Raw genomic sequence first — 23,457 nt, 5'->3', positions numbered from 1 at the left:
TACACAGTAGTTCAGATGGCTTAGCTTGACTACATCATTTGAGCTTGAGAAGGATCGTCAACTAAGCAGTCGTCTTCCTACAGTATGGCCGGTGTTCTTCCAGCGCTTCGGACGGATGACGCCAGTCCAGCGGGAAGCGATCGGGCCGATTCTGGACGGTCGGAACATTCTCATCTGTGCAGCAACCCCCAGCGGAAGAGCGAGGCAGCTTATGCTCCGCTAGTAGAGCGGCTGAAGGGAATGTCCTCGAATCCTTTTTAACATCTATAGCCGCACAAGGACAATAACGAAGACGCCGGGGGTTTTATCCGGCGTCTTCGTTTCATTTAGGTTGAATTCGGATTGATTTTTACATCAACTTTACATCAAACCTGATTTTCGACTTCCGTATCATAAATATTCCTTTTCTGTATCACACAGGAAAAAGCAACAAACTAAAGGGTTCGACTAAACTGTTTCATCCCTCACCAACAACGCCACCGACTCCACATGCACCGTCCACGGGAACATATCCACCGGAGTCACCTCAACGGTGGTGTACCCACCGTCCTCCAGCACCCGCAAATCCCGGGCCAGCGTCGAAGGATTACACGACACATACACCACGCGCTCCGGCCGCATCTGCAGAATCGTCTCTAGCAGGCGCGGATCGCAGCCCTTGCGGGGCGGGTCGACGACGATGACGTCGGGGGTGACGCCCTGCTCTTTCCAGCGCGGGATCACGTCCTCCGATGCGCCTACCTCAAACTCAACGTTCTTCATCCCGTTCAGCTCGGCGTTGGCGCGGGCGTCCTCGATGGCTTCGCGGACGATCTCGACGCCGTACACTTGATTCGCATGCTGCGCCAGGAACAGCGAGATCGTGCCGATGCCGCAGTAGGCGTCGATGACGGTTTCACGGCCGGTTAGCCCGGCGTATTCAACCGTCTTGCCGTACAGCACTTCGGTCTGCGCCGGGTTCACTTGATAGAACGAACGTGCGGAGATGGCGAACTGCACATCACCGATATAGTCATAGATCACGTCGCGGCCCCAGAGAACGCGGGTCTTACTGCCAAAGATAACGTTCGTGCGCTCGGTATTCACGTTCTGGCAAATGCTCACGACATCCGGAAGCTCCTCCCGGATGCAGCCGATCCAGGCATCCCGGTGCGGAATGTCCTGGCCGTTCGTGACGAGGACGAGCATCATTTCGCCGGTGCGGAACGCCTTCTTGACGATGACATGCCGCAGCAGGCCGCGGCCGGTCTCTTCATTATATGCGGAGATGCCGAGCTCCCGGCCGAGCCGCTTGACGACCGACACCACGACGTCGTTATGCTCGTGCTGGATAAGGCAGGTCTCCATGTCGATGATGCGATGGCTGCCGCGCGCGTAGAAGCCGCCGACAAGGCCGCCGTCGGTGACGCCGATCGGCACCTGGGCCTTGTTGCGGTAGCGCCAAGGCTCGTCCATGCCGAGCGTCGGCCGCACGAGGATGCCGCCGTCCGAAGCGGCAAGCACTGAATCGCCAGAGCTTGCCTGCCCTGCTTCTTCCTTCGCCACCTTCAGCTTCCCGATCCGCTCCAGGTTATCGATCACCAGCTGCCGCTTCCAGCGCAGCTGGGCCGCATAGTCCATGTGCTGCAGCTGGCAGCCGCCGCACTGGTCATAGATCGGGCAGGGCGGCGCGATGCGGTCGGCGCTCGGCTGAACAAGCTCCAGCAGCTTGGCGTAGCCGTACTGCTTCTTCATCTTCAGCACCTTGGCGCGGACCTTCTCACCGGGAAGCGCCCCCTGCACAAAAAGGGTATAGCCTTCCGCGCGGCCTACCCCTTCGCCCTCATGTGTCAGTCCGATAATGTCCAGCACGACTTCGTCATTCTTGCTCACCGGCAGTCCGGCGATCTCCGCCGAAACGGCACGGCGGCCGGAGTCCCGGCCGCTGCGGTGCTTCTTCATGTTGTCCGCTTCACTTCTTTCCTCTATGTTAACGCCCTTGTGCGCATCGCTATTACTCGCAATCCGCGCACATCTCGGTTCTCTTCTATCGTCTTGACTGTCTTCACTGTTTCCCAAACCTTGCTTTACAAATTCTGCGCAAAAACCTGCAAATGCCCCGGCAGAATGCGGAAATGGCCCGGAAGCGTTCCGCCCAGCTCGCCGTCCAGGTTCAACTGGACATAACCCGGGGATGTGACCTCCATTTCATTCGTGCGGAAGTAGACGACTCTCTTATCCTGCAGATGCTCGCCGCGCAGGGCGAGGCTGACGAGGCGGATGAATTCCGCCAGATTGCATTTCTTCAGCGCGATGACGTCGAACAAGCCGTCGTCAATCCGCGCGTCGGGCGCGAGCCTCTCGAAGCCTCCGACCGAATTTGTGTTGGCGATCAGGAACAGCATGAACTCGTCGTGAAGAACGTCCTGTCCGTTCGCGCGGATGATTAGCTCTGTCGGCGACAGACTGGCCATCTTCTCGATTCCCTTCAAATAATACGCAAGCTGCCCGATCATCGTCTTCAGCCTGCTGGGAACCTCGTATGTCAGTTCAGTCAGCTTCCCGCCGCCGGCGATATTGATGAAATAACGGTCGTTGGCCTTCCCGAGATCGATCGGGCGGGACTGCTGTCTGATGATCAGGTCGCAGGAATCCTCCCAATTCTTCGGTATGCCCATCGCCCTTGCAAAATCATTGGTCGTTCCAAGGGGAAGCACGCCAAGCGGAGGAATATCCGGCTTCTCCGCCATGCCGTTGACGACCTCGTTCAGTGTCCCGTCTCCGCCGGCCGCGATGATCAGGTCGTAGCCGCGCTCCACGGCATCGGCCGCAGCCGCTGTCGCATCGCCCTCGCCCGTAGTCGCATGACAGGACGCCTCGATTCCGCCCTGATCCAGCCGCACCAGAATATCGGCCAGCCTCTTTCTCACTTCTTCCCGCCCGGAAGTAGGGTTATAGATTAATCTTGCTCTTTTCATTTCCGGAACGCCACCCGTTTCATTATTGAACAGCCATTACATTACATCTTCCGATTGTGCCGCGAATAGCAGCATGAATGCCTAACTGATTATACCCAATTCCTGTATGCACAATCAATATATGAGGGCAGGCAGGCAAACAGCACAGCGGTCTCCCCCTTATCAACTTAGCCCTTTCAGGCCGGTATCCGGGCGGGATGAGGCGCTTTCTTTACTGCAAATTCTCTACTCCACGGCGGATTCCCGGACCGTCTTCAGCAGCTTCTCCGCATGCGCGGAAATCCAGTGCGGCAGAAGCGGGTGGGGGAGCAGCGTCCGGCCGGTATATTGGTAAGTCAGTCCCTTCAGCTTCCCGGGGATGACGTTCTTGGTGAAATAACCTTCGCTCAAAAAAATCGGCGCTACCAGCACCTCATACCCTTTCTCCCGATAACGGCGCACTTTGAGCGCCAGATTGTCAGGATTAAGCAGCGCAAAATCGGCGGCCGCAGTCCCGCTGATCCCGCGAACGCGCTCCGCCAGGGAAGCCATGCCGCGTTCCCAGCGCTGCCGGAAGCCGTCATGCACACTGCCGTGGCCGACGAGCAGAATCATTTCCCGGGCGGGATCGGACGACAACTCCCGGATCTTGTCCCAGACCATAACCGCAATATCCGGATCATCGTCGACGGGATCGCCGTAATGCACGCGGGCATTTACGGTGAACCTTGCAAGATCAGTCTCTTTCTCCGGCTCATCCTTCGCCCCGAGCGCATACGCTATCTCATCGACATGGGTGCTGCCAGACGATACGAACAGCGGAACGGTCAGAATATCGGTAACGCCCTGGCTCTCCAGCTCATCGACACCGTCCTGGATGGAACGGCCTTCGACCAGCTCCAAAAAAGAAACCGCCACGGGAAGCTCTTCCCGCAGCGATAAGTCGTTAACCGCCTCGTCGACGATCGCCACCCAGGACGTATCTCGCGAGCCGTGACTGATAATAAGCACACCCGGGTGCATGATATTAGCGTCCCAGACGCTCTAGCGTCATTTTGTAGCCGTCATTGCCATAGTTCAGGCAGCGTTTGACACGGGAAATCGTCGCCGTGCTGGCTCCAGTCTCCGCTTCAATCTGATTGTACGTGCAGCCCTTGCCCAGCATGCGGGCAACCTCAAGACGCTGGGACAGCGACTGGATCTCGTTCACCGTGCACAGATCATCAAAAAATATGTAGCATTCTTCCATATCTTTTAAAGTTAGAATGGCCTCGAATAATTGGTCGACGCTTTTATCGTTGAGCTTCTTCAGCTGCATTCCATCATCATCCCCTATGTGACTAATCTGCCTCTACTATATTGCACCGTGGAGGTTTTTTCAAGCGTTAACGAATTCACGCAGTAAAGAACGAAAATGACGGACACATGTCCACTCACCGCGTACAAAATCATCATTAGCCGCCCCTGGCTTCTCCTCATTTCACAGGGCAGGCACTCCTCCCATGTTACTACATCTGGGTGCACAAAATAAAGCGTGACAAGGATTTATCACATTATGAAAGGTCTGCTGGGCATCCGCCCTTTTCCGCTCCTATCCCGAAAGACCCGGGCATCCGTCCATACCTTATGTTCGCCCATGACATACAGTATAGCAAAACCAAAGGCGAAGGAAAGTGATAGCATGCCTCAGCATTACTATAATCACTCACACCGGAACAGCCGCGCTTTAGCCGAACCCTTCGGCGGTTCTCCCTATCCCGGCATCAGTCCGTATGTACAAGTGCCCGGTCCCGGAGTAGGCGGATTGGGCGGACTTGGGGCCGGAGTGGAAGCGGCGGCAGCCGAGACCGCGCTGGCCGCTCCGGCGGCTGAAGCAGCGGTTGGTGCGGCAGCCAAATCAGGCGGCCTCCTGGGCGGACTGGGGAACCTGGGCAATATGGATCAGATCAAGGGCTTGCTCGACCGCTTCGGCGGGATTGACGGCATTGTAAGCTCCATGGGCAAAGTCCAGAAGGTGATGCAGGGATTTCAGCAGATGGCTCCGATGTTCAAGGTCGTAATGGGAAGCTTCGGCAAAGGAAAGGCTGCGGCGGGACTGCTCGCGGCAGAGGAAGATTCGAAATCGTACACCCCTCGCCGGCGCAAAAAAAGAACCGCCCCAAAGCGCCGCAGTTCGGGCGCCTCGGGACGGCGTCGTTCCGGTTCTTCCTCAGGCAGACGGCGCCGCAAATAAGCGGCGCCCGGGATGCTCCTGGCTCCGGCTCGAATAAGCAATATGAGCGGAGCAGGAGGGCGGGGCGGATTTATTTGAACCAGCCCCGCCGCCGGAACCACAGCACCATGCCGACACCGAGCGCCAGCATGACCAGGAGAACGATGAAATAGCCGTATGGGGATTGCAGCTCCGGCATGACCCGGAAGTTCATGCCGTAAATGCCCGCAATCAGCGTAAGCGGCATGAAGATGGTGGTGATGACTGTCAGCGTCTTCATGATGGCGTTCATCCGGTTGGAGCTGAGTGAAATGTAGCTGTCGCGGAGATCCGCCGTCATCTCCCGGTCCGCCTCGATCATATCGGTCAGCTTGAGCAGATGGTCGTAGATGTCACCGAAATACATCCGCTCCTCCTTGTTACTCTGAATATGCTCCGAGTTCAGCACCCGGTACATCAAATCGCGCATCGGCACGATGGTCCGGCGCAGCTTGAGCAGCCGCCCTCTTACATCGAACACCTGGGCCATCAGCTCCTCCACCGATTCACTGCTACCCTGGCTGTCCAGATCGGCCAGCTCATCCTCGATTTTGTACAAGCTGGGAAAATAGTTGTCGACGAGTTTGTCCATCACCGTGTAGGCGGCAAGGATCGGGCCGCCCGACCAGCCCTTCCGGTGCTGAATCTCGCGCACAAGACGGTTCCAGGCTTCATCCAGCCCGGGCTGATGATTCAAATGAAAGGACACGAAGACCGATTTGCCGACGAACAGGTCCACTTCCTCCGCCTGCAGCGTCTCTTCATTTAAAGCATGCAGCACGAAGAACTGGATATCCTCGTAGTGATCCAGCTTCGGACGCTGCAGCACATGCAGACAGTCCTCGATCGCCAGCGGATGGAAATGAAAATACGTCTCCAGAAGAGCCGTCTCCTCGGGGGCCGGCTCCGAGAAATCGGCCCATATCCAGGCATAATCCTCGATCCGGAGATCTTGAAGCGGCCGCCCCGTCAGAACCTCGCCCCGGCGGTTGACCGCAAGCGTGCGTATCATAGCCTGCCCTCCTGAAGTTCGAGCTGCATCACCTGCAGAAATTTGCGGATATTGACCTTGGCTTTGCCGGATTCCCGGCCCTGCTCGATCTCCTTCATCTTCACCCGCACATCTTCGAAATCGAAATAGAGCGGGGCGTAGTACTCGAACTTGGGATGGCTGTAATCCGTCAGCCCGATGGAAGCGAGATGGGTAAGCCCTGTCGCCAGCGCCCGGCGCAGCCGCTGCTCGATTGCCTTGATCTCCTTCGCGATTTCACCCGGTCCGGCCTTATAGCCCGCCGCCACCGCTTCGTACAGCTCCTTAAGCGGAGGCAGATTCCCCGTATCCTCACGCTCCGACAGAATCTCCATGATCGCGATAATGTCGCGGCTTCCGCTCTCGCCGATCATCCCCATGTTCATCAGGATCGGTTGCACGATCTCCTTCACCGTGCGTCTCGGCGGAGCGGCCGGAACGCCTCCGAACCGGAGTCCCTCCAGCTTCTTCAGGCTGGATTTGATCTCGTCCAGATACAGGCTCATCGCGTAGCGCTCATTCACCTTGCGCAGCACGGTCTGCACCTCGATCCGGTTGATCGGCTTGCGGATGAAGAACTCGATTCCGCTCTCATAGGCGCGGCCCACCATATCCTGATTCTCAATCTGCGAAATCATGACGAACTTCGACTTGCATCCTTGCGCCTGCAGCGACCGGATGGTCTCGATTCCGTCCTGGTCCGGCATCAGAAGATCCATCAGCACAATGTCGGGCGACTCCTCCAGAATGAGCCGTACACCCTCCTGTCCGCCCTCCGCTGTTCCCGCCACTTCGCCGAGCCCGCTATCCTCGATAATATGCTGCAGCATTCGTCTCGCGCTCCGGTCGTCGTCCACTATGCAAAAAGAAAGCGCCATTGCTACTCCTCCTTTCGCAGCTTTTCCGTAAGTATCGCTATTCTAAACATGGCCCCGCCTGCGTATGGGGCATTGCTTACTGTAATATCTCCATCGAACATCCTGACAATGTCCCGGACATGGGACAGCCCGATGCCGGTCGCGGCAGCGCCCTCGTCATCGAATTTCGTCGTGAAGCCCGGCTCGAACAGCAGCTCGATGTCGTGCTCTCTCACGCCTCCACCGCTGTCCGTTACGGTAAACACCGTATATTCATCCTTCTCATAGATGTTCAAGTAGACGTTGCCTTTCACCGGAATGGCTTCGACGGCGTTGGCGGTAAGATTGTTCAGAAGCGTCAGCAGAGGAATATAGCTTGCAGTGGTGTAATCCGTGGTTAGCGTCTGGTTGAAGGTAATGGTCTTGCCCAGCATGTCGGCGTATTTCTGATTGCTCTTGATCGTGAACCGGAGAAGTCCCGACAATGGCATATCTCCCGTTACCTCGCGGTCCACCAGCTTCGTGAGCCCGGCCAGAATCCGCTGCGAGTCCTTCTTCACCTCGTGAATCTGCTGCGTCATCTGAAGCAGTTGGCTGCCGTGTCCATCATCCCCGCCATCCTTCAGGCTGCGGTAGAGCGCATAGCTATCCAGTGTGGCCTGCTCCAAGGTGCCGATTGATTTGCGCAGGTAGAAGACCTCGCCGTACAGGCCCGAACCGAAGCCGAGCATCTGCTCGATCCGCCGGTTCTGCTCCTTCTGCACCGCCCGCAGCTGGCTGACGGAAATGCTGCTGTAGAGTCCGGTCGTGAAATACGTCCGCAGCATGGCGATAGCCATCAAATAGTTCCATTCGTTCAGCCGGAAGCTGTCCGTGCCCAGCACCAGCAGCCGGGTGAGCAGCTCCATCTCGTTCGACAAGAGGTCAATCACCGCCGCGACGGCGCCCAGCACCAGCGGGTGGAACCGATCCATCCGCTTCTTGATGAGCCTCATCAGGAGCGCGAATACGATGTAATATACGGTAGCCGAGAAATGGCGGGCCGTAATCTCATGCAGGCTGAGGTCTGTCGCCGCAAGATCGATGGCCGTCCGGAACAGCAGGACGAATATCCCGGTGATCAGGCCGGTAAGCGGATAGGAGAGATGCCGGAACAACAGCAAAAACAGCAGAAATACACTGCTGCCCAGAGCGATCCGGAAGACGTCGCCGTCGAAGGGATTGATCTTGAACTCCCCGGCAATTGCGGTTACGACGGCGACCATCAGAATCTGAATATATCGATGTCTATAGAACGGCTGGCCCATAGGCTCATGCTCCCGAGTAAAAGTGTTAGCCATTATAGTACCACAATCCGCCTTGAAAACCTACCGAATCCTACACAAACCGAGGCGATTCCATCAAGCGTTTCGGGCCTCCAGACGTCTGGACAGCAGAGACAGCAAATAGTTCACGCAAAAATAGATTAAAGCAACGAGCAGAAGGATCGGAATGGTATAGTTGTATCCGTGTCCGATGATAATACCCGCGTTGTGCATCAGCTCTGCCAGCGAAATGACAACCGCCAGCGATGTATCCTTGAGGAGCGAGATGAACTGGCTGACGAGCGGCGGAACCATCCGGCGCAGCCCCTGCGGAAGCACGATATGCCAGAGCGTCTGTGCGCCCGTAAGTCCTGACGAACGCGCCGCCTCGATTTGCCCTTTGTCCACCGAATTAAGTCCCCCGCGAACAATTTCCGCAATCATCGCTCCCTCGAAGATCGTAAGTGCGACGATGGCCGCCGCCATCGGTCCCATTTTGATACCGACCTCCGGCAGTGCGAACCGCATGAAGAAAATGAGGAGCAGCAGCGGCAGGTTCCGAATGAGCTCCACGAACACGAAGCTGATCGGCGACAGTACCGGAAGCTTGGCATAGCGGATAACCCCCAGCACGCAGCCGAGCAGAAAGCTCAACACAATCGCCGAAAAGGCGACGATCAGCGTAACATAAAGGCCGTCCAGCAAAAATTTCAGATTATCGGGCGAATAGGCTCCTGCAAAATCCATAGGTGGTCCTCCTTCCCTGAAAAAAGATAAGATACTGCTACAATTCAGTAATCTGTTGTTCTCTGCGTTCCCACACAGTACTCGCATATGCCTTATAAGCAGTCACTGACTTAGTGTGATACTTTTAGCGTGCGCTGTGCTGAAGTCTGCGCTCCCACACCCGCATTCCATAGCTCATCGGCAGCGTCATCACGAGATAGAACAGCGCCACAAATACGTAAGTGTCGAAGGTGCGGAAGGTATCCGTATTGATGGAATCCGCGTAGAACATTAGATCGAAGCCCGAGACAATCGTCAGTACCGACGAATTCTTGATCAGATTGATGAACTGGTTGCCGAGCGGCGGAATAACCAGCTTGATCGCCTGCGGAAGCACGACATGGATCATCGTCTGCATATACGTCAATCCTGAAGAACGCGCCGCTTCGGTCTGGCCCTTTGGCACAGCCGCGATGCCCGCCCGGATCGCTTCAGCGATGAATGCCGAGGTATATACGGCAAGCCCCAGGGTTCCGGCCGGAAAGCCGTCCAGCGAAGAGCCGACCGCCGAGGAGCCGTAATAGAAAATATACACGACCAGCAGCAGCGGAATATTGCGGATAAACTCGGTATAGCCGGTTCCGAACCATCTAAGAGCCCGCACCCCGGAGATCCGGAACACGGCAATAATCAATCCGAGCACAAAGCTGCCGATCAGTCCGAGAAGGCTTGACAGCAGCGTTCCCCGAAGACCCAGCATATACGTGCCAAAGTAATCCGTCAGAATGGAGAAATCCAAAGTGGTCACCTGCCTTTCTGTCAGTCTTGCCAATGTTAATTAGCTCTGTGATAACAGGAAAGGATGGCCGGCATAAGAGCACCGTCCCATCCTTTCGCTGCCGCCGGCGTTGTTCGCCGATCTGTTTGATGTTGTGTCTGCCCGGGTCCCTCTCTTGTACATCCCCATGTACCCCGGGCAGGGAGCCTGCCGCTCCAAGATTAGATGTATGAATTATTGTGCCGGCGCTTTGCCGATCCATTTTTCATATATTTTGTCGTATTCGCCGTTGGATTTCAGTTCGGCCAGTGTGTCGTTGATTGCCTTCACCACTTCGGAGTTGCCCTTCTGGACGGCGATGCCGTAAGGCTCGTCGGTGAACGGCTTGCCCACTACTTCGTAGCCCGCGTCCTGGGCGGCCATGCCGTACAGGATAGCGTCATCTGTCGTCAGCGCGTCGCCCTTGCCGGCTTTCAGCGCGTTGAAGGCGTCCTGATAGTTGTCAAATTCCAGGACGGTAATGCCCGGAACCTTCTCTTTGATATTTTTCACAGAAGTGGAGCCTTTGGAGCCAAGCACCTTCGAATCCTTCGTCAGGCTCTCAAGACCGGTAATGGGGCTTCCCTTCTTCACCAGCAGCGATTGTCCCGCCTGGAAGTATACATCGGAGAAGTCGACTTCCTTCTTGCGCTCTTCGGTGATCGTCATTGTCGCTACAACCATGTCGATCTCGCCGTTGTTCAGCATCGGGATGCGCGTCTTGGACGTCACTTCCTTCAGCTCAATCGCGTTCTCGTCGCCGAGGATATGCTTCGCGATCGCCTTGGAGATGTCGATGTCGAAGCCTTCCACCTGACCGCTCGAAGGGTCCTTCAGACCGAACAGCTTCGTGTCGTACTTCACGCCGACCAGCAGCTTGCCGCGCTCCTTGATGGCCGCGATGCCGCCGCCAGAGCTTTCGCTTCCGCTGCCCGAGTTGCCACTGCCCGCGTTGTTCCCGTTGCTGCCGCAGCCTGCCAGTATGAACAGGGCCGCAACCATCATGACGCTCAACCATTTCCAGCTCTTCTTCATTTGTGTTCCTCCCCAGTGTTTATATATAGTCTTAATGACTTAGTACCCGGCTTAGAAAAGTCTTCGTGCGCTCCTCGCGCGGCTCCGCAAAGAACTGCTCCGGAGCGGCCTCTTCCACAATCTGGCCCTGGTCCATGAAGATTACCCGGTCGGCAACCTCGCGGGCGAAGCCCATCTCATGGGTTACGACGACCATCGTCATGCCCTCTTTGGCCAGTGTCCGCATTACGTCTAGCACTTCACCGACCATCTCCGGATCGAGCGCGGAGGTCGGTTCGTCGAACAGCATAATCTTCGGCTTCATCGCAAGCCCCCGGGCGATCGCCACCCGCTGCTGCTGTCCGCCGGAGAGCTGATTCGGAAAGGCCGACGCCTTGTCGGCAATGCCGACTTTTTCCAGATAATACATCGCGGTCTGCTCGGCTTCTGCCTTGGCGACTCCCAGCACCTTGACCGGAGCGAGCGTAATGTTATCGATGACCTTCTTGTGCGGATACAGGTTGAAATGCTGGAATACCATCCCGATATCACGGCGAACCTTGTTGATGTCGGTCTTCTTGTCATTGACGGCTGCGCCGTTCACCGTAAGCTGTCCGCCGGAGATGGTCTCAAGCCGATTGATGCAGCGAAGCATCGTGCTCTTGCCGGAGCCGGACGGACCGACCACGACGACCACTTCCCCCTCCTCAACATGCAGATTGATGCTTTTGAGCACATGGAACTGACCGTAATGTTTATCTACCTGATGAAAATCGATCAACGACTGCCCCCCCTTGCTTCCTGTGATCAGACAGAATACGATGAAGCTCCTTCGCTTCTCTGTCAGCTATCGTAACACCTGAACACAACGTTAATGCAACACCTACGCGAAACTACATTTTCCTACAGCGGACTTCATAAGAAAGCCGTAATTTTCTTCCCGAAGCGTGACATATTTTATTTTCTTTCTCCCCTGATTAATGTTTTTTATCGTTTCTCTGTAATCTTTACTGACATTTCCACCCTTTTAAACGCAAAAAAAGAGTCCCACCGATTCGCCCGGTATAGACTCCTTGTGTCTGGCCTATTGACTTAGAACAAAATTTTGAAGATGACTCCCGCCAGCACGGCGCTGATCGGGATCGTGATGAACCAGGTGATGACAATCCGGCCCGCTATTCCCCACTTCACTGCGGAGAAACGCTTGGCCGAGCCTACGCCCAGAATTGCCGATGTAATGGCATGGGTCGTACTGACCGGCAGATGCAGAAGCGTCGCCGAGAAAATAACCGAGGCTGCCGATATATCGGCGGCGAAGCCGTTGATCGGTTCGATTTTGAAAATCTTCGTGCCCATCGTCTTGATGATCTTCCAGCCGCCGATCGATGTTCCGAGCGCCATGGATGTCGCCGCACAAATTTTGACCCACAGCGGAACTTCCATTGAGCCGAGGTGGCCGGAGGTGACCAGCGCGAAGGTGATAATACCCATCGCTTTCTGTGCATCATTCGTTCCGTGCGTGAATGACTGGAAGGCGGCCGTCAGAATCTGCATCGTACGGAAGCCTTTGTTGACGGTATGCGGACTTCGCCTTGCGAAGATCCATTTGAGTATCGTCATGACGATGTAGCCGATAACGAAAGCAATAATTGGCGAGAAGATAAGTCCTTCCACAATTTCCGTGAATCCGGACCATTTGATATGATCGGAGCCGGCTCCAACATACACCGCACCGGCAAGCGCTCCGATCAGGGCATGGGAAGACGACGACGGAATGCCGAACCACCAGGTGAGCAGGTTCCAGATGATCGCGGCGAGCAGAGTGGCGATAACCACTTCGATCCCGTTGTCCAGCTTCGTGGGGTCGGTTACGCTGCCCCCGATCTTCTTCGCTACCCCCGTAAAGAGCATCGCGCCGACGAAGTTCATGCACGCCGCCATAATGATGGCCGTCCGGGGCGGAAGGGCCCGGGTCGATACCGAGGTCGCGATGGCGTTCGCCGTATCATGGAATCCGTTGATAAAGTCGAATCCGAGTGCAAGTACTATAACAATACCTAGCACAAATAAAGATGTATCCATATTTACTGCCCCTTATGAGTTGCGCATAATAATCGATTCCAGCATGTTGGCCACGTCTTCGCACTTGTCTGTCGTCGTTTCAAGCCGCTCGTACAGCTCTTTGCGCTTGATGAGCTCAATCGGGTCCTTGACCTGATCGAACAAGGCCTTAGTGCAGTGGCGCAGCACTTCGTCGCCCTGGTTCTCCAGATCATTCAGGCGGATCGTATGCTCGCGGATGGCCAGCAGCTTCTTCTGGGACAGCAGGTGAACCGCCTTCTGGATTTCATAAGCGGATTGACGCAGAATTTCAGCGAACTGGGTGATGTATTCGTCCGTCTCGGTCATGTTGTACATATAGAAACGGGTCGCCGAGGAATCCAGTCCGTCGATAACGTCGTCCATGCTTGTGATCAGCGCCATAATATCGTCACGCTCAAGCGGTGTGATGAACGTCTTGTTCAATTCAGTGATGACCGTGTGTGTGAACGTGTCGCACTGAGACTCGTATTTCTTCATTTCCCCTGCGAACTGCTCAAGATCGCTCAGGTCGGACAGATGCTGCGCGAAATAATCGGCGGCCTGTACAATCGTATCCGCCATATTCTCAAGCGTCTCGAAGAAAATGTCCTTTTTTCTCAGCTTCATTATTGTAAGCTCCTTTGCTCGAAATTCCCCATCCAACCTTGGAAGCACCCATTTGTTATCGGCGTATTAAACGGAATGACAACCTATGTTATTTTATCACAGGCAACTTATAGATAGAAAGTAAAACAAGGAAACAAAACGAACATTATGCAGTATTTTGTCGAGCACCGTAAAAGTATTCGCTATCTTCGGAACGACTGGAATGATATGGTCTCTTTGTATACTCTTTGCACTTTCTCTTGTTCCTATTCTGAAAAAAGCTTTCAGCCTTTCGCCGGCTGTATCGGCTGTATGGCTAAATTGACTGTATCACCCGGCGTCTACCGTTATGTGGCTATCAAGCGGCGGCGACGCAGGCACAATGAGAATATGGGTCACGCCCGGCACGAGCGGCGCTTCCTTCCCGTCCTTCACGAACCGGATAATATCTCCGGCGCCCCGGGCCCACCGGCCCGAAAGGACCTGCCCCCGCTGAAACAGCATCGCCTGGCCTCCCTGCTCCAGATTGACGGACAGCCGTCCGACATCGTCGAGCACCTTATGGTTCGCTTCCATGACGATGATGTTCGCGGCGGTCACGGGCTTGCCGGTTTCCAGGTCCGTATGCGGCTTGCTGTTCACCATGCGACCATAGATGCCGGAGGCGGAATCGTATCTGTAAGACACTGTGTAGCTCTTCAGGAGATAATACAGGCTGAACCCGGCGGCGTTCTCCCCCTTCTCCGGCTGCTCGCCCTCCTTCAGAAAGGCGTAGCCTGGAGTGCTCTTCGCATCGTCGTAACCGAGCTTCGTGATTCCTGCCCGCAGCTTGTCGAGGCTCGTATACAAATTATGCGGCGCCTTGCGGCTCTTGTCCCGCCAGAAGAATGCGCCGGCTCGGCCGATCTCGTCCAGATCATCCTTATGCTGCCGCTGCAGGATGGCGTAGGCGTCAGGGCTGCCCCCGGCATGCGCGGTCACGGCGCCGTATGATTCGCCGATGTCGATCAGATACGGCCGGATGCTGCGGACCGGTCCGATCTTCGCGGTGTCCGCTACGCTCTGGTACACAGCGATCAATCGCGTAATGCCGCCTTCGGCCAGCACCTCGTAGAGGATGTCCGCATCCGTAAGGCCGGATTGCGGACGCGCGGCCGGCGCGTTGTTGATCATCACCGCCAGGGGACGGGGAAGCGGAGCGGCCGCGACGGGAAGACCCGTGAGGCCTGACACGGCGGCGGGAGAAGGCGATGGCAAGGGTGACGCCACGGCAGCCGTGACGGTCGGAGCCGGTGCTGCGGATGATAGTGCGGTGCTCGGCAGCGGAGATTTCTCCGGCTCGCCGCCGCAGGCCGTCAGCAGCATGGAGACCAGGGCGGCCCCGGTCAGCAGGCGGTATGTATAAGGCAAGAACTTCGTCATAAACAGCGTTTCCTCCAGTCGGTACGTCAGTTTGTCGGTATGTTGATTTGTCGGTATGTTGATTTGTCGGTATGTCAGTATGTCGGTTAGTCGGCAGAACCGTTGTCTTCCCTTCATTTAACCACGACCGGCAATTTTTGTCTTCTCTATAATATGTTTAATAGGGATATAAAAAGCCCTGCCGGATGGGCAGAGCTTGTCGTCTATCAATTGGGAATCGCAACAAATCACATGGGATGGAAAAGTTTGTGCGCTTCGCGTACAGCCTTATGAGGCTAGCCGAGCTTCCAGCAGTTCAGACTCAGCGTTCCGTACTGGTACGCCTGGAACATCCGCTCCGCCGTGCGGCCGCTGTCCGCCGTCCCCATAGCATAGAAGAGCGGGATAAAATGCTCCCGTCCGTAGGAAGGGACCGCTTCTTTGGCATAGGGAGCAAGCTTGTCGTAATGGTACAGCTCTTCGAGCTTCCAGCCTTCCAGACGTTCCGCGATCCAAGCGTCGAATTCAAGCGCCCATTCTTCCGGCCCGTCGTCTTCCTTCATCAGCCGGAGATTATGAACGAGACCTCCGCTGCCGATGAACAGAACGCCCTCCTCGCGCAGAGGCGCAAGCATCCGTCCGATTTCATACTGCTCCATCGGTGAGCGGAGTGAATCAACGGATAGAGCGACAACCGGAATGTCTGCCTCTGGGAACAGCCGTCTCAGAATAACCCAGACCCCGTGGTCGAGGCCTCGCCCCGATACGGCCCGGCAGGGAAGATTATGCTCTGCGAACAGCTCGGCGATCCTTGCCGCGAGTCCGGGATCTCCCGGAGCCGGATAGGTCAAGCCGTACATTTCCTGCGGGAAACCGTAGAAATCATGCAGCGTCTCATATCGTTCGTCACTCGTGAACAACTGCTCTGAACTGTCCCAATGCGCCGAAAAGACCACAACACCCTTGGGCTTCGGCAGTTCCTGTCCCAGTTTCTCCAGGAAGCGGGTGTACTCATTATCCTCCAGGGCAAGCAGCGGCGAACCGTGTGCGATAAACAAGGCCGGTAGTTTCATCGATGCCAACCTCCGTATACAGTATGATCTGCATCTTTATTGTACCGCTTCTCTCGCGGCAATGCGAGAGCCCCCTTTGACACCCGGTAAAGCTCCACTGATTGCCCGGAACTGTCAACATTCGCTATTATATTAGCCCGTAACAGTCGGCATAGCGTCAGATCATCCAGTTCTGCCACTCCTGCTGGATTTCCTCCCGCTTGTTCATCCAATCGCGCGTAATTCCGATAACCTCAGCCTGGGCTTCGCCCGAAGAGAAGGTATGATCCGCCTGAAAAATAATCTCTTTGTCGCAGCGGCTTTCCGGCCGCTTCCAGAACAGCTTCTGATAGAGGAAGGCGTAATCGGTCGGGATGACCTCGTCGGATGTTCCGTGCACGACAAGAACGTCTCCGCCGAATTTCTCGGCTTCCTGAAAGGGCTGGTAGTCCGCCAGCGAATTGAAGAACACCGGCGCGAACGAATAACCGGCATGGTCCGCAGAGCCATCCTTGACCGAAGCGTCGTAAGTATCCCGTCCGACGATCTTCACGATATCGTTGAACGGATAGCCGACGGCTGCCCACATCACCAGATTCTTCACCCGGCGGTCCCGCACTCCCGTCAGGAGAGCGACGGCGCCTCCCAGGCTGTGGCCGATCAGCGTTACCCGCGTCGGGTCGACATCGGCGCAGCTCAGACCGTAGTCCAGCACGGCCCGGGTCTGGGCGATCATCGATTCCAGCCCCTCAGCCCCGTAACTTCCTGTGCTCTCCCCGCAGCCGATATAATCGAAGCGGATAACCATATAGCCCTCATCGGCCAGCTCCCGTGCCGCCTTCACGAACAGCCGGTCCACCCCGATCCGGCTGCCGATGAATCCGTGGCAGATTACGGCGAGCGGGACACGGTTCTTGCAGCGCCCGGAAGCCCCCTGCGGCTTCGTCGGATAATGGATGCTTGCGGTCAATTCTTCCTGTTGGTGTCTGATGACGATAGCTCGCTCCATACATGAGCCCTCCCTGATCAAGCTTATTCTTAACAAATCCGATTAAAATAGTATGAATTAATTTTATCTTACCCTCTGCTTCCTCGGATTGTCAATAGAAAAGGCTCTTTTTGTCTCATCCCGACAAAAGAGCCTTTCCGGATACGCTGCTGCCTGTTCCTGCTCAAGAATTATTCGTAGCTATGCTTGAACATATCATGCGTGTCCTGTCTGCCTTCCCAGTTCTGAAGCCATGCTTCGGGGGAACCCGGCGTGCATTGCCATAGATTGGCGCAATCCTTCTCCTCCGCTTCTGCCTCGGCCTCGCCGGAGCCGGAGCCGGAAGTAACCTGCAGGCTGCGATCCCCGATCGGCGCCGCCAGCTCCGCCTCGCCTTTCCGCTGATCCATCCCAATCCCGCCTTTTCAAGTAGAGTTAACGGTGCAGACCGTGCTGCCGCCTCACCCAAGTATGACCTTTTCGCAGGCAGACTATTCAGGCGGAATAGGCCATAGAGCCTGCCGTTCCCGGGAATCTCCTTGCGCTGACTGCGCCGGGAACCTATACTTTGAGTAACAAATAGCTGCTTAATTGCTTAAAGAGAGGCTGGCCTTGCTCGTATGAATGTGAAAGAAATGGTCCGGGAAAATAACCGGCTCCGGGAACAAATGACACCGTTCAACCGTTCTTATATGGAGGATATGATTATCGCCCTCCGCGAAAGCGGGGTGAACCGGCAGCACGCAGAGGAACTGCTTCTGGAAGCGGCGCATAAGCTGCTGGAGGCCCAGAAACGGGGCAAGAACGCCAAGCAGGTCTTCGGCGAGCATCCCGAAGAGGTATTCAGGGAAGTGATGGACAGCGCTCCCCGCCGGCCCGGCATCGACGCCGCACGCATACGCCCGCTGATCCCCTTGTTCGCCCTGAGCTGGCTGCTGGGCATATACGGAATCGCCGGCTTGGTCGTGCAGGGGCAGACCGGGTCGCCGGGGTACTTCGGCACCATCGGACTGTTCGAAATTCTGATCGTCGGATTGGGAGCGCCGATACTGGTCGAGCTCCTGATGAAATGGCTGAATTCCCTGTCGGAGGACGATGCGCCGAAGGCCGGCAAATTCGATTTAAAAGCGCTCGGCATCTATGTCGCGGCCGTTGTGGCGGTTGTGGCAGTCAACGCAGTTCTGGGCGGACGCCTGCCGGTCTTTCCTTTGTCCCCTTGGGTCGCGCTTCTGCTGTTCGCGGCGGGTCTTGCAGGCCAAATCCGTTTTTTCCGCCGTAAATAACATTCTATTTATTCAAACTGGCTGGACCGTTTCAAGCTATTCGCCAGCAATGGACAGGAGGAGTTCCCTATCATGAACAAATTCGCCATCCTGACAGCCGCTTCCGCGCTCGTCTTGTCACTGCAGTGTCTCGTTTCCGAACAGGCCTCCGCTCTCGCTGCGTCGCCGCATACCGTATCTGCCGTGTCGGCAGCAGCCAGCCAGAGCCATGCGGAGGCCGTCTACCGGGCTTCTCTCCCATTGCTGCTGAACTCGGCCAAACTGCCTGAAGCGATGGACTACCTGAACGCCAAGCTGTACGCAGTCGGCTCCTACCGGGCCACCATAATGACCCTGACGCTGGAGAATACCCAGAAGGCCGCGTTGCCGGCCTGGGAAGCCAAATTCGCAAATGAAGCGGTTCAGCGGGAGCTTACCATCCTGTATGAACCGGGAGACAGCCTGCACATGCTGGCGGAGAAGAGTGACCGCCCGGCCCTGCGGGCCATGCTTCTCCGTGCGGAAGACTGCGGCTACAAGCTGGAGACGGCGGAAGGTTCCTTTTTTCCCGTGATCGATTACAGCTCCTACCTGAATTTCAAGACGCATGTCACCGGAGACATCCGGGAGTACATCGCTATCATGGCCGTGGAGTCGAATCTCCCCATGAGCAAAGACAACGGGCTGGTCATCGCCTGGGCGGATGTCGTCTCCAGAGCGCTGTCGCAGGAAGCTTTCATTGCCGATTACCCGCGGTCGAACCGCATCGCGACGATCAAGACGCTGTACAAGAGTTATGAGACGGCCACCTTCTACGGGCTGAACAATACACCGCTGTTCCATTACGACAACCTGGAGATGGATTTGGAGGCGGAGAAGGCGTATAACGCGGTTCTTGCCAAAGATACCAGCGGCTCGCCTTACCTTGAGAAGCTGTCTGCGTTCATGAAGCTGGCAAAGGCGGATGACTACAAGCTGACGGGCGAAGTCGAGGCATACCGCAAAGAGAACATCCCCCTTTAGTAAAATAATGACAAATGCTCCCCGCACCGCAACAACCGGGCGATGAGCAATGCAGCCCCAGCACAAAGAAACCTTCGGTTCCACATTGTGGCCGAAGGTTTTTTGGGTTGCGACGCTGAGATGGCTGTCTATAGCCTGTAAGCAAGGACAAGACTAAATCAGCATATTGAACAGCTTCAGATCCTTGTTCAGCTCGACATAGTCCACGCCCTTGAGCTTCATCCGCTCGATTAGCGGCTCATAGGCGTCTTTGGAGAGCAGCTCGATGCCGACGAGCGCCGGCCCGTTCTCCTTGTCGTTCTTTTTCGTGTATTCGAATCGGGTAATATCGTCGTCCGGCCCCAGCGCTTCGGACAGGAATTCGCGGAGCGCCCCGGCCCGCTGCGGGAAATTAATCATAAAGTAGTGCTTCAAGCCTTCATAGATCAGCGAGCGTTCCTTGATCTCCTGCATCCGGTCGATATCATTGTTGCCGCCGCTGATAATGCAGACCACGGTCTTGCCGCGAATCTGGTCGCGGTACAGATCAAGCGCCGCAACCGGCAGCGATCCGGCAGGCTCCACCACGATTGCATTCTCGTTGTACAGCTCCAAAATAGCCGTGCAGGCTTTGCCTTCCGGCACCTTCACGATGTCGTCCAGCGCCTTCGAGCAGATCTCGTATGTGAGTCCGCCGACCCGCTTCACCGCCGCGCCGTCGACGAATTTGTCGATCTCCGGCAGCGTGACAACTTGTCCGAGCCGGAAAGCTTCGCTCATGGAAGCCGCGCCCGACGGCTCGACTCCGATCACCTTCGTCGACGGGCTGACCGTCTTGACGTATGCGCCAACGCCCGCCGCGAGGCCGCCGCCGCCGATCGTGACGAACACGAAATCGGCCGGTTCGCTCAGGCTCTCCATAACCTCCATGGCGATCGTCCCGTTGCCCGCGATGATCTTGGGTTCATCGAACGGATGAATCAGCGTCATGCTGTGTTCGATACAGGCCTGCATCGCTTCTTCATAGGCGTCGTCGAAGGTATCGCCCTTCAGCACTACCTCGACGAATTCACCGCCGAATCTCCGTACCTGCTTCACCTTCTGGTTCGGCGTCGTGCTCGGCATGAACACCTTGCCGTGAATGCCAAGCGCGCGGCAGGAATAAGCGACGCCCTGGGCGTGGTTGCCCGCGCTTGCGCAGACGATTCCCCGTTTCCGGTCTTCCTCGGACAAGCTGCGAATCATATTGTAAGCCCCGCGGATTTTAAATGAACGGACAATCTGCAGGTCCTCCCGTTTTAGATAGACATTGCAATCATACTTGGCCGACAGCACCGCGTCGCGCTGCAGCGGCGTCCGCTGAACGACTTCCCGCAGCATATGGTGCGCGCGCACGATGTCTTCCAGCCCGACAATCCGGCCGTCCTTTTCCTTCATCGTTTCTCCCCGTTTCACTGTCTTGATTGGCGTTTCGTTGTCCCGCTTCTTGTAAAGATACTCTCCCCGCAAGGAATTTTCAAGCACCGGAAGGCTGTTGAAGCCTTCTTCCTTCAATTTCCTCAGGATAAACGCTTCACCTGTCCTCCAGACGCCTGATCGTATTTCATGGAGCCTGCAGACCACTGTGGAACGCCCGACTTATACATGCATGGATTTGCGCAAAAAATCCCGGCTGCCGCAGAAGCATTCTGCCGCAACCGGGAAGCTGCCATCAATCACGCCGGAGCTCGCAAGAGCATCAGGCTTTGAAGCGGGATACCGTGCCCAGAAGCGCGGCCGCGCCGCTGCGGATCTGCTCCATCTCCGCTACAATGCTGCCGGACTGGGCGATGATCTGTTCCGCGCCGGACGCAATGCTGCCGGCTCCTTCCGCCCCTTCGCTCGTGGCGGCTGTCGTCTCGCCAATGGCGCTTAACATGCTCTGGATGGACGCCAGGAGCTGCTCGGTCGTTGCGCTGAGGTCGGTGACGAGCTCCTCGACGTATCTGGCATCGTCGCTGTACTGGAAGCCCGTCTGCTGCATGGCGTCATAATCCCGCATGACCTGCTTGTCCACGAAGCTCAGCATGTCCTCCGCGCCTTCCACGAGACTGCCTACAGCGGCCACAACCGCTCCTGTTACCTCCATGATCTCGCTGACGGCGGTACGGGAGCTTTCGGACAGCTTCCGGATTTCTTCCGCCACAACGGCGAAGCCTCTGCCCGCCTCTCCTGCCCGAGCCGCTTCGATGGATGCGTTCAGCGAGAGCAGATTCGTCTGCGCGGCGATATCCAGAATGGCCGTTGTCAGCACCTTGATCTGCTCAATCGAAGCCGAATCCTCGATCGCCTTCCGCAGCTTCTCCTCGCTCTTGCCATAATGCCGCTCCGCCGCCGTTCTGGATTCCAGCGCCGATTCCTTGAGACTCTCGGCCCGGGCATTGATCTCCTTGGCCGAGCCCGCACCCTGATTGGCTTTGTCCGCGATCGCATGAATCGCATTCTCGATTTCAAGCGTGCTGGCATTAAGCTCCTGCATCGAGGCCGCCGACTGCTGCATGCCGGCGGATAATTCCTCGGTGATAGCTGAGATATCCGCTATACTGTCATCCAATGACGATACGTTGCCCTCCGTATTGTGTACAGCCTCCGAAATGCCGCGGGAGCTGTGCACAACCTCGCCAATCATCTTCTGCTGGGCCGCCACCATTTCATTGAAGCCGTTCACCAGAACCCCCATCTGCCCCTTAACCTGAAGAGAGGCCCGCGCCGTCAGATCGCCAGCCGCAGCTTTCTGGAAGGCTTCCGTCAGAACCGGAATCGGCTTCAGAATACTGCCGGACAGGAAGAAGAGCAGAAGACCGAGCACAACGACCGAACTGAGAATCGACAGCACGAAAATAAGCTGGAAGACTCTCAGTTGCTTCTCCGCATCACCCGCCGGTACAAGAAGGGCAACCGCCCATTGCTTGTCCACAGCGGGAGCATAGGATACATACATGGCATGACCGTCTATCTTGGTCTTGACGACGCCGGAGCCCCACTGCACCATCCGGTCGCCGACCGCCTTCCAGTCGGCTCCGAGATCGCTCATCTTCTTCATCAGAATATAGTCGCTGTCCGGATGGTAGATGAACGCCCCCGTCTTGTCGACCAGCAGGGCGTATCCGCTGCCTTTGTAGTTGAAATGCTTCAGCGTCTCGGTAATCTGCTGCGTGGAGATATCGGCGCCCGCCACACCGTTCAGCTTGCCGTTGTCATCAGTAATGGGCGCGCTGACCGTAACTACCATTTTGCCGGAAGTGACGTCGATGTAAGGATCGGTCACTGTTAATCCGTTGTTCTTCACCGTTGTGGCATACCAGCCACGTTCCTTCATATTATAGTCGGCCGGCGGCTCGAACTCGTCCTGCGTAATGAGCTTGTTGATGCCATCCAGCCCGATATACACATTTAGCAGATCCTTGTTGCTCTCCTTCATGAAGGTAAGCGAACGGATCAGCTCGCTGTACCCTTTGGTTGTCTTAACATTGTCGGCGGATGTAACGCCCTTAATATAATCCCGGATGTACGCGTTGGCCCCGATCGATTGCACGTTGTCTCCCGCTGGCTGAAGCAACTCCGTCACCTTCGAGGCGATCTGCATTTTCTCATAGTTCAGAGACTGGTTGAGATCTTCCACGATGATACTCTTCGCCCGGTTATAAATCACACTCGACATTACTAGAAGAATCAGTACAGCCGCCGCAATAACCGACAGGAACAGCTTTCTGCGAATACCCATTTCCGTGAAGCCACCAAGGGCTTGCTTCCATCTGCTTCGGAAGTCTGGCGATTTCTTAGGACCATCCCCGGAAGGGTCCGGTCCGGCAGCGCGCCGATTCCGCTTAGCCTCGTCTTCCCCGAGTCTTGGCGTCAGCAGACGTTTAAGTCCGGATTTCCCCGTTCCGGATGGACGCGTCTCCCCTTGTTCTTTCCCCTCATTATGCAGTTCTTCGGTTGGCGTTACCTTTTGTACCATAGTCATCCCGCCTTCGGCATTCATAAATGATAAAAATGTTAATTTTTTCAGAAAACCATTTGAGTTTTCTTCTTTATCTAGCACAAATGCACCTCATTCCTCCAGCCGTTTCCGGCTGCAGCCGAACAA

The 23,457-nt window shown here is 56.2% G+C and carries 23 protein-coding genes; 4 read left to right on the top strand and 19 right to left on the bottom strand.

What is annotated here, in order from left to right; genetic code table 11:
- The first annotated feature begins 25 nt into the window (after window positions 1-25).
- On the top strand, window positions 26-223 hold the full coding sequence (locus PSTEL_RS27365; RefSeq protein ID WP_156995767.1) for a hypothetical protein: 198 nt from the start codon (window positions 26-28) through the stop codon (window positions 221-223).
- 224 nt (window positions 224-447) lie between these two features.
- On the opposite strand, the gene rlmD is transcribed toward PSTEL_RS27365, so the two are convergent.
- The 4 genes from rlmD to PSTEL_RS03935 form a co-directional block, all read right to left on the bottom strand.
- The gene (gene rlmD, locus PSTEL_RS03950; protein WP_038693613.1) at window positions 448-1,941 is read right to left on the bottom strand and encodes a 23S rRNA (uracil(1939)-C(5))-methyltransferase RlmD; all 1,494 of its coding nucleotides are present in this window, start codon (window positions 1,939-1,941) and stop codon (window positions 448-450) included.
- A 125-nt stretch (window positions 1,942-2,066) separates the two neighbouring features.
- Entirely contained in the window at window positions 2,067-2,957 is an 891-nt protein-coding gene (locus tag PSTEL_RS03945) for a diacylglycerol kinase (protein ID WP_038693611.1), read from the bottom strand.
- A gap of 225 nt (window positions 2,958-3,182) precedes the next feature.
- Window positions 3,183-3,959, bottom strand: a complete 777-nt coding sequence (locus PSTEL_RS03940) for a sirohydrochlorin chelatase (RefSeq protein ID WP_038693610.1) — start codon at window positions 3,957-3,959, stop codon at window positions 3,183-3,185.
- Window positions 3,960-3,963: 4 nt separating this feature from the next.
- Window positions 3,964-4,254 (bottom strand): YerC/YecD family TrpR-related protein, encoded by a 291-nt coding sequence (locus tag PSTEL_RS03935; protein ID WP_038693609.1) that lies wholly within the window; start codon window positions 4,252-4,254, stop codon window positions 3,964-3,966.
- Between the two features lie 363 nt (window positions 4,255-4,617).
- On the opposite strand from PSTEL_RS03935, the gene PSTEL_RS03930 reads away from it, so the two are divergent.
- Window positions 4,618-5,169: a hypothetical protein gene (locus tag PSTEL_RS03930; protein WP_038693608.1), complete on the top strand. Its 552-nt coding sequence runs from the start codon at window positions 4,618-4,620 to the stop codon at window positions 5,167-5,169.
- Window positions 5,170-5,239: 70 nt separating this feature from the next.
- Here the strand turns inward: PSTEL_RS03930 and corA are convergent, their stop codons facing one another.
- From corA to PSTEL_RS03865, 13 genes are all read right to left on the bottom strand, one after another.
- Window positions 5,240-6,199, bottom strand: coding sequence for a magnesium/cobalt transporter CorA (gene corA / locus PSTEL_RS03925; RefSeq protein WP_038693606.1), 960 nt, complete (start codon window positions 6,197-6,199; stop codon window positions 5,240-5,242).
- A complete protein-coding gene (locus PSTEL_RS03920; protein WP_038693604.1) occupies window positions 6,196-7,095 on the bottom strand; it encodes a response regulator in 900 nt (299 codons plus the stop codon). Before PSTEL_RS03920 ends, corA begins: the two co-directional genes overlap by 4 nt.
- Window positions 7,096-7,097: 2 nt before the next feature.
- Window positions 7,098-8,414, bottom strand: coding sequence for an ATP-binding protein (locus tag PSTEL_RS03915; RefSeq protein WP_245625069.1), 1,317 nt, complete (start codon window positions 8,412-8,414; stop codon window positions 7,098-7,100).
- Window positions 8,415-8,474: 60 nt separating this feature from the next.
- Window positions 8,475-9,125, bottom strand: coding sequence for an amino acid ABC transporter permease (locus tag PSTEL_RS03910; RefSeq protein ID WP_038693602.1), 651 nt, complete (start codon window positions 9,123-9,125; stop codon window positions 8,475-8,477).
- A 124-nt stretch (window positions 9,126-9,249) separates the two neighbouring features.
- Window positions 9,250-9,864, bottom strand: coding sequence for an amino acid ABC transporter permease (locus tag PSTEL_RS03905; RefSeq protein WP_052099124.1), 615 nt, complete (start codon window positions 9,862-9,864; stop codon window positions 9,250-9,252).
- A 252-nt stretch (window positions 9,865-10,116) separates the two neighbouring features.
- A complete protein-coding gene (locus PSTEL_RS03900) occupies window positions 10,117-10,956 on the bottom strand; it encodes a glutamate ABC transporter substrate-binding protein (protein ID WP_038693599.1) in 840 nt (279 codons plus the stop codon).
- A gap of 31 nt (window positions 10,957-10,987) precedes the next feature.
- Complete coding sequence (locus tag PSTEL_RS03895) at window positions 10,988-11,716, bottom strand: amino acid ABC transporter ATP-binding protein (protein WP_038693598.1); 729 nt, start codon at window positions 11,714-11,716, stop codon at window positions 10,988-10,990.
- Between the two features lie 311 nt (window positions 11,717-12,027).
- Complete coding sequence (locus tag PSTEL_RS03890; RefSeq protein WP_038693596.1) at window positions 12,028-13,017, bottom strand: inorganic phosphate transporter; 990 nt, start codon at window positions 13,015-13,017, stop codon at window positions 12,028-12,030.
- 12 nt (window positions 13,018-13,029) lie between these two features.
- Window positions 13,030-13,644 (bottom strand): DUF47 domain-containing protein, encoded by a 615-nt coding sequence (locus PSTEL_RS03885; protein ID WP_038693595.1) that lies wholly within the window; start codon window positions 13,642-13,644, stop codon window positions 13,030-13,032.
- A 309-nt stretch (window positions 13,645-13,953) separates the two neighbouring features.
- A complete protein-coding gene (locus PSTEL_RS03880) occupies window positions 13,954-15,045 on the bottom strand; it encodes a DUF3048 domain-containing protein (RefSeq protein WP_038693594.1) in 1,092 nt (363 codons plus the stop codon).
- Between the two features lie 275 nt (window positions 15,046-15,320).
- A complete protein-coding gene (locus tag PSTEL_RS03875; protein ID WP_038693593.1) occupies window positions 15,321-16,097 on the bottom strand; it encodes a dioxygenase family protein in 777 nt (258 codons plus the stop codon).
- A 157-nt stretch (window positions 16,098-16,254) separates the two neighbouring features.
- Entirely contained in the window at window positions 16,255-17,085 is an 831-nt protein-coding gene (locus PSTEL_RS03870; protein ID WP_038693592.1) for an alpha/beta hydrolase, read from the bottom strand.
- 170 nt (window positions 17,086-17,255) lie between these two features.
- Window positions 17,256-17,474 (bottom strand): hypothetical protein, encoded by a 219-nt coding sequence (locus PSTEL_RS03865; RefSeq protein WP_038693591.1) that lies wholly within the window; start codon window positions 17,472-17,474, stop codon window positions 17,256-17,258.
- A 210-nt stretch (window positions 17,475-17,684) separates the two neighbouring features.
- On the opposite strand from PSTEL_RS03865, the gene PSTEL_RS03860 reads away from it, so the two are divergent.
- Entirely contained in the window at window positions 17,685-18,347 is a 663-nt protein-coding gene (locus tag PSTEL_RS03860) for a DUF1129 family protein (protein ID WP_038693590.1), read from the top strand.
- Window positions 18,348-18,419: 72 nt separating this feature from the next.
- Complete coding sequence (locus PSTEL_RS25995; protein WP_052098176.1) at window positions 18,420-19,349, top strand: hypothetical protein; 930 nt, start codon at window positions 18,420-18,422, stop codon at window positions 19,347-19,349.
- 153 nt (window positions 19,350-19,502) lie between these two features.
- Here PSTEL_RS25995 and ilvA read toward each other — a convergent pair whose 3' ends face one another.
- Both ilvA and PSTEL_RS03845 read right to left on the bottom strand, forming a co-directional pair.
- Window positions 19,503-20,765: a threonine ammonia-lyase IlvA gene (gene ilvA / locus PSTEL_RS03850; protein ID WP_038700091.1), complete on the bottom strand. Its 1,263-nt coding sequence runs from the start codon at window positions 20,763-20,765 to the stop codon at window positions 19,503-19,505.
- A gap of 301 nt (window positions 20,766-21,066) precedes the next feature.
- Window positions 21,067-23,334, bottom strand: coding sequence for a methyl-accepting chemotaxis protein (locus tag PSTEL_RS03845; protein WP_169744530.1), 2,268 nt, complete (start codon window positions 23,332-23,334; stop codon window positions 21,067-21,069).
- Between the last annotated feature and the right edge of the window lie 123 nt (window positions 23,335-23,457).

It is taken from the genome of Paenibacillus stellifer (assembly GCF_000758685.1).
GTDB classification, from domain to species: domain Bacteria; phylum Bacillota; class Bacilli; order Paenibacillales; family Paenibacillaceae; genus Paenibacillus_AQ; species Paenibacillus_AQ stellifer.
The sequence above is the reverse complement of the archived record's forward strand: the minus strand, read 5'-3'. Positions and strand labels throughout refer to the sequence as shown.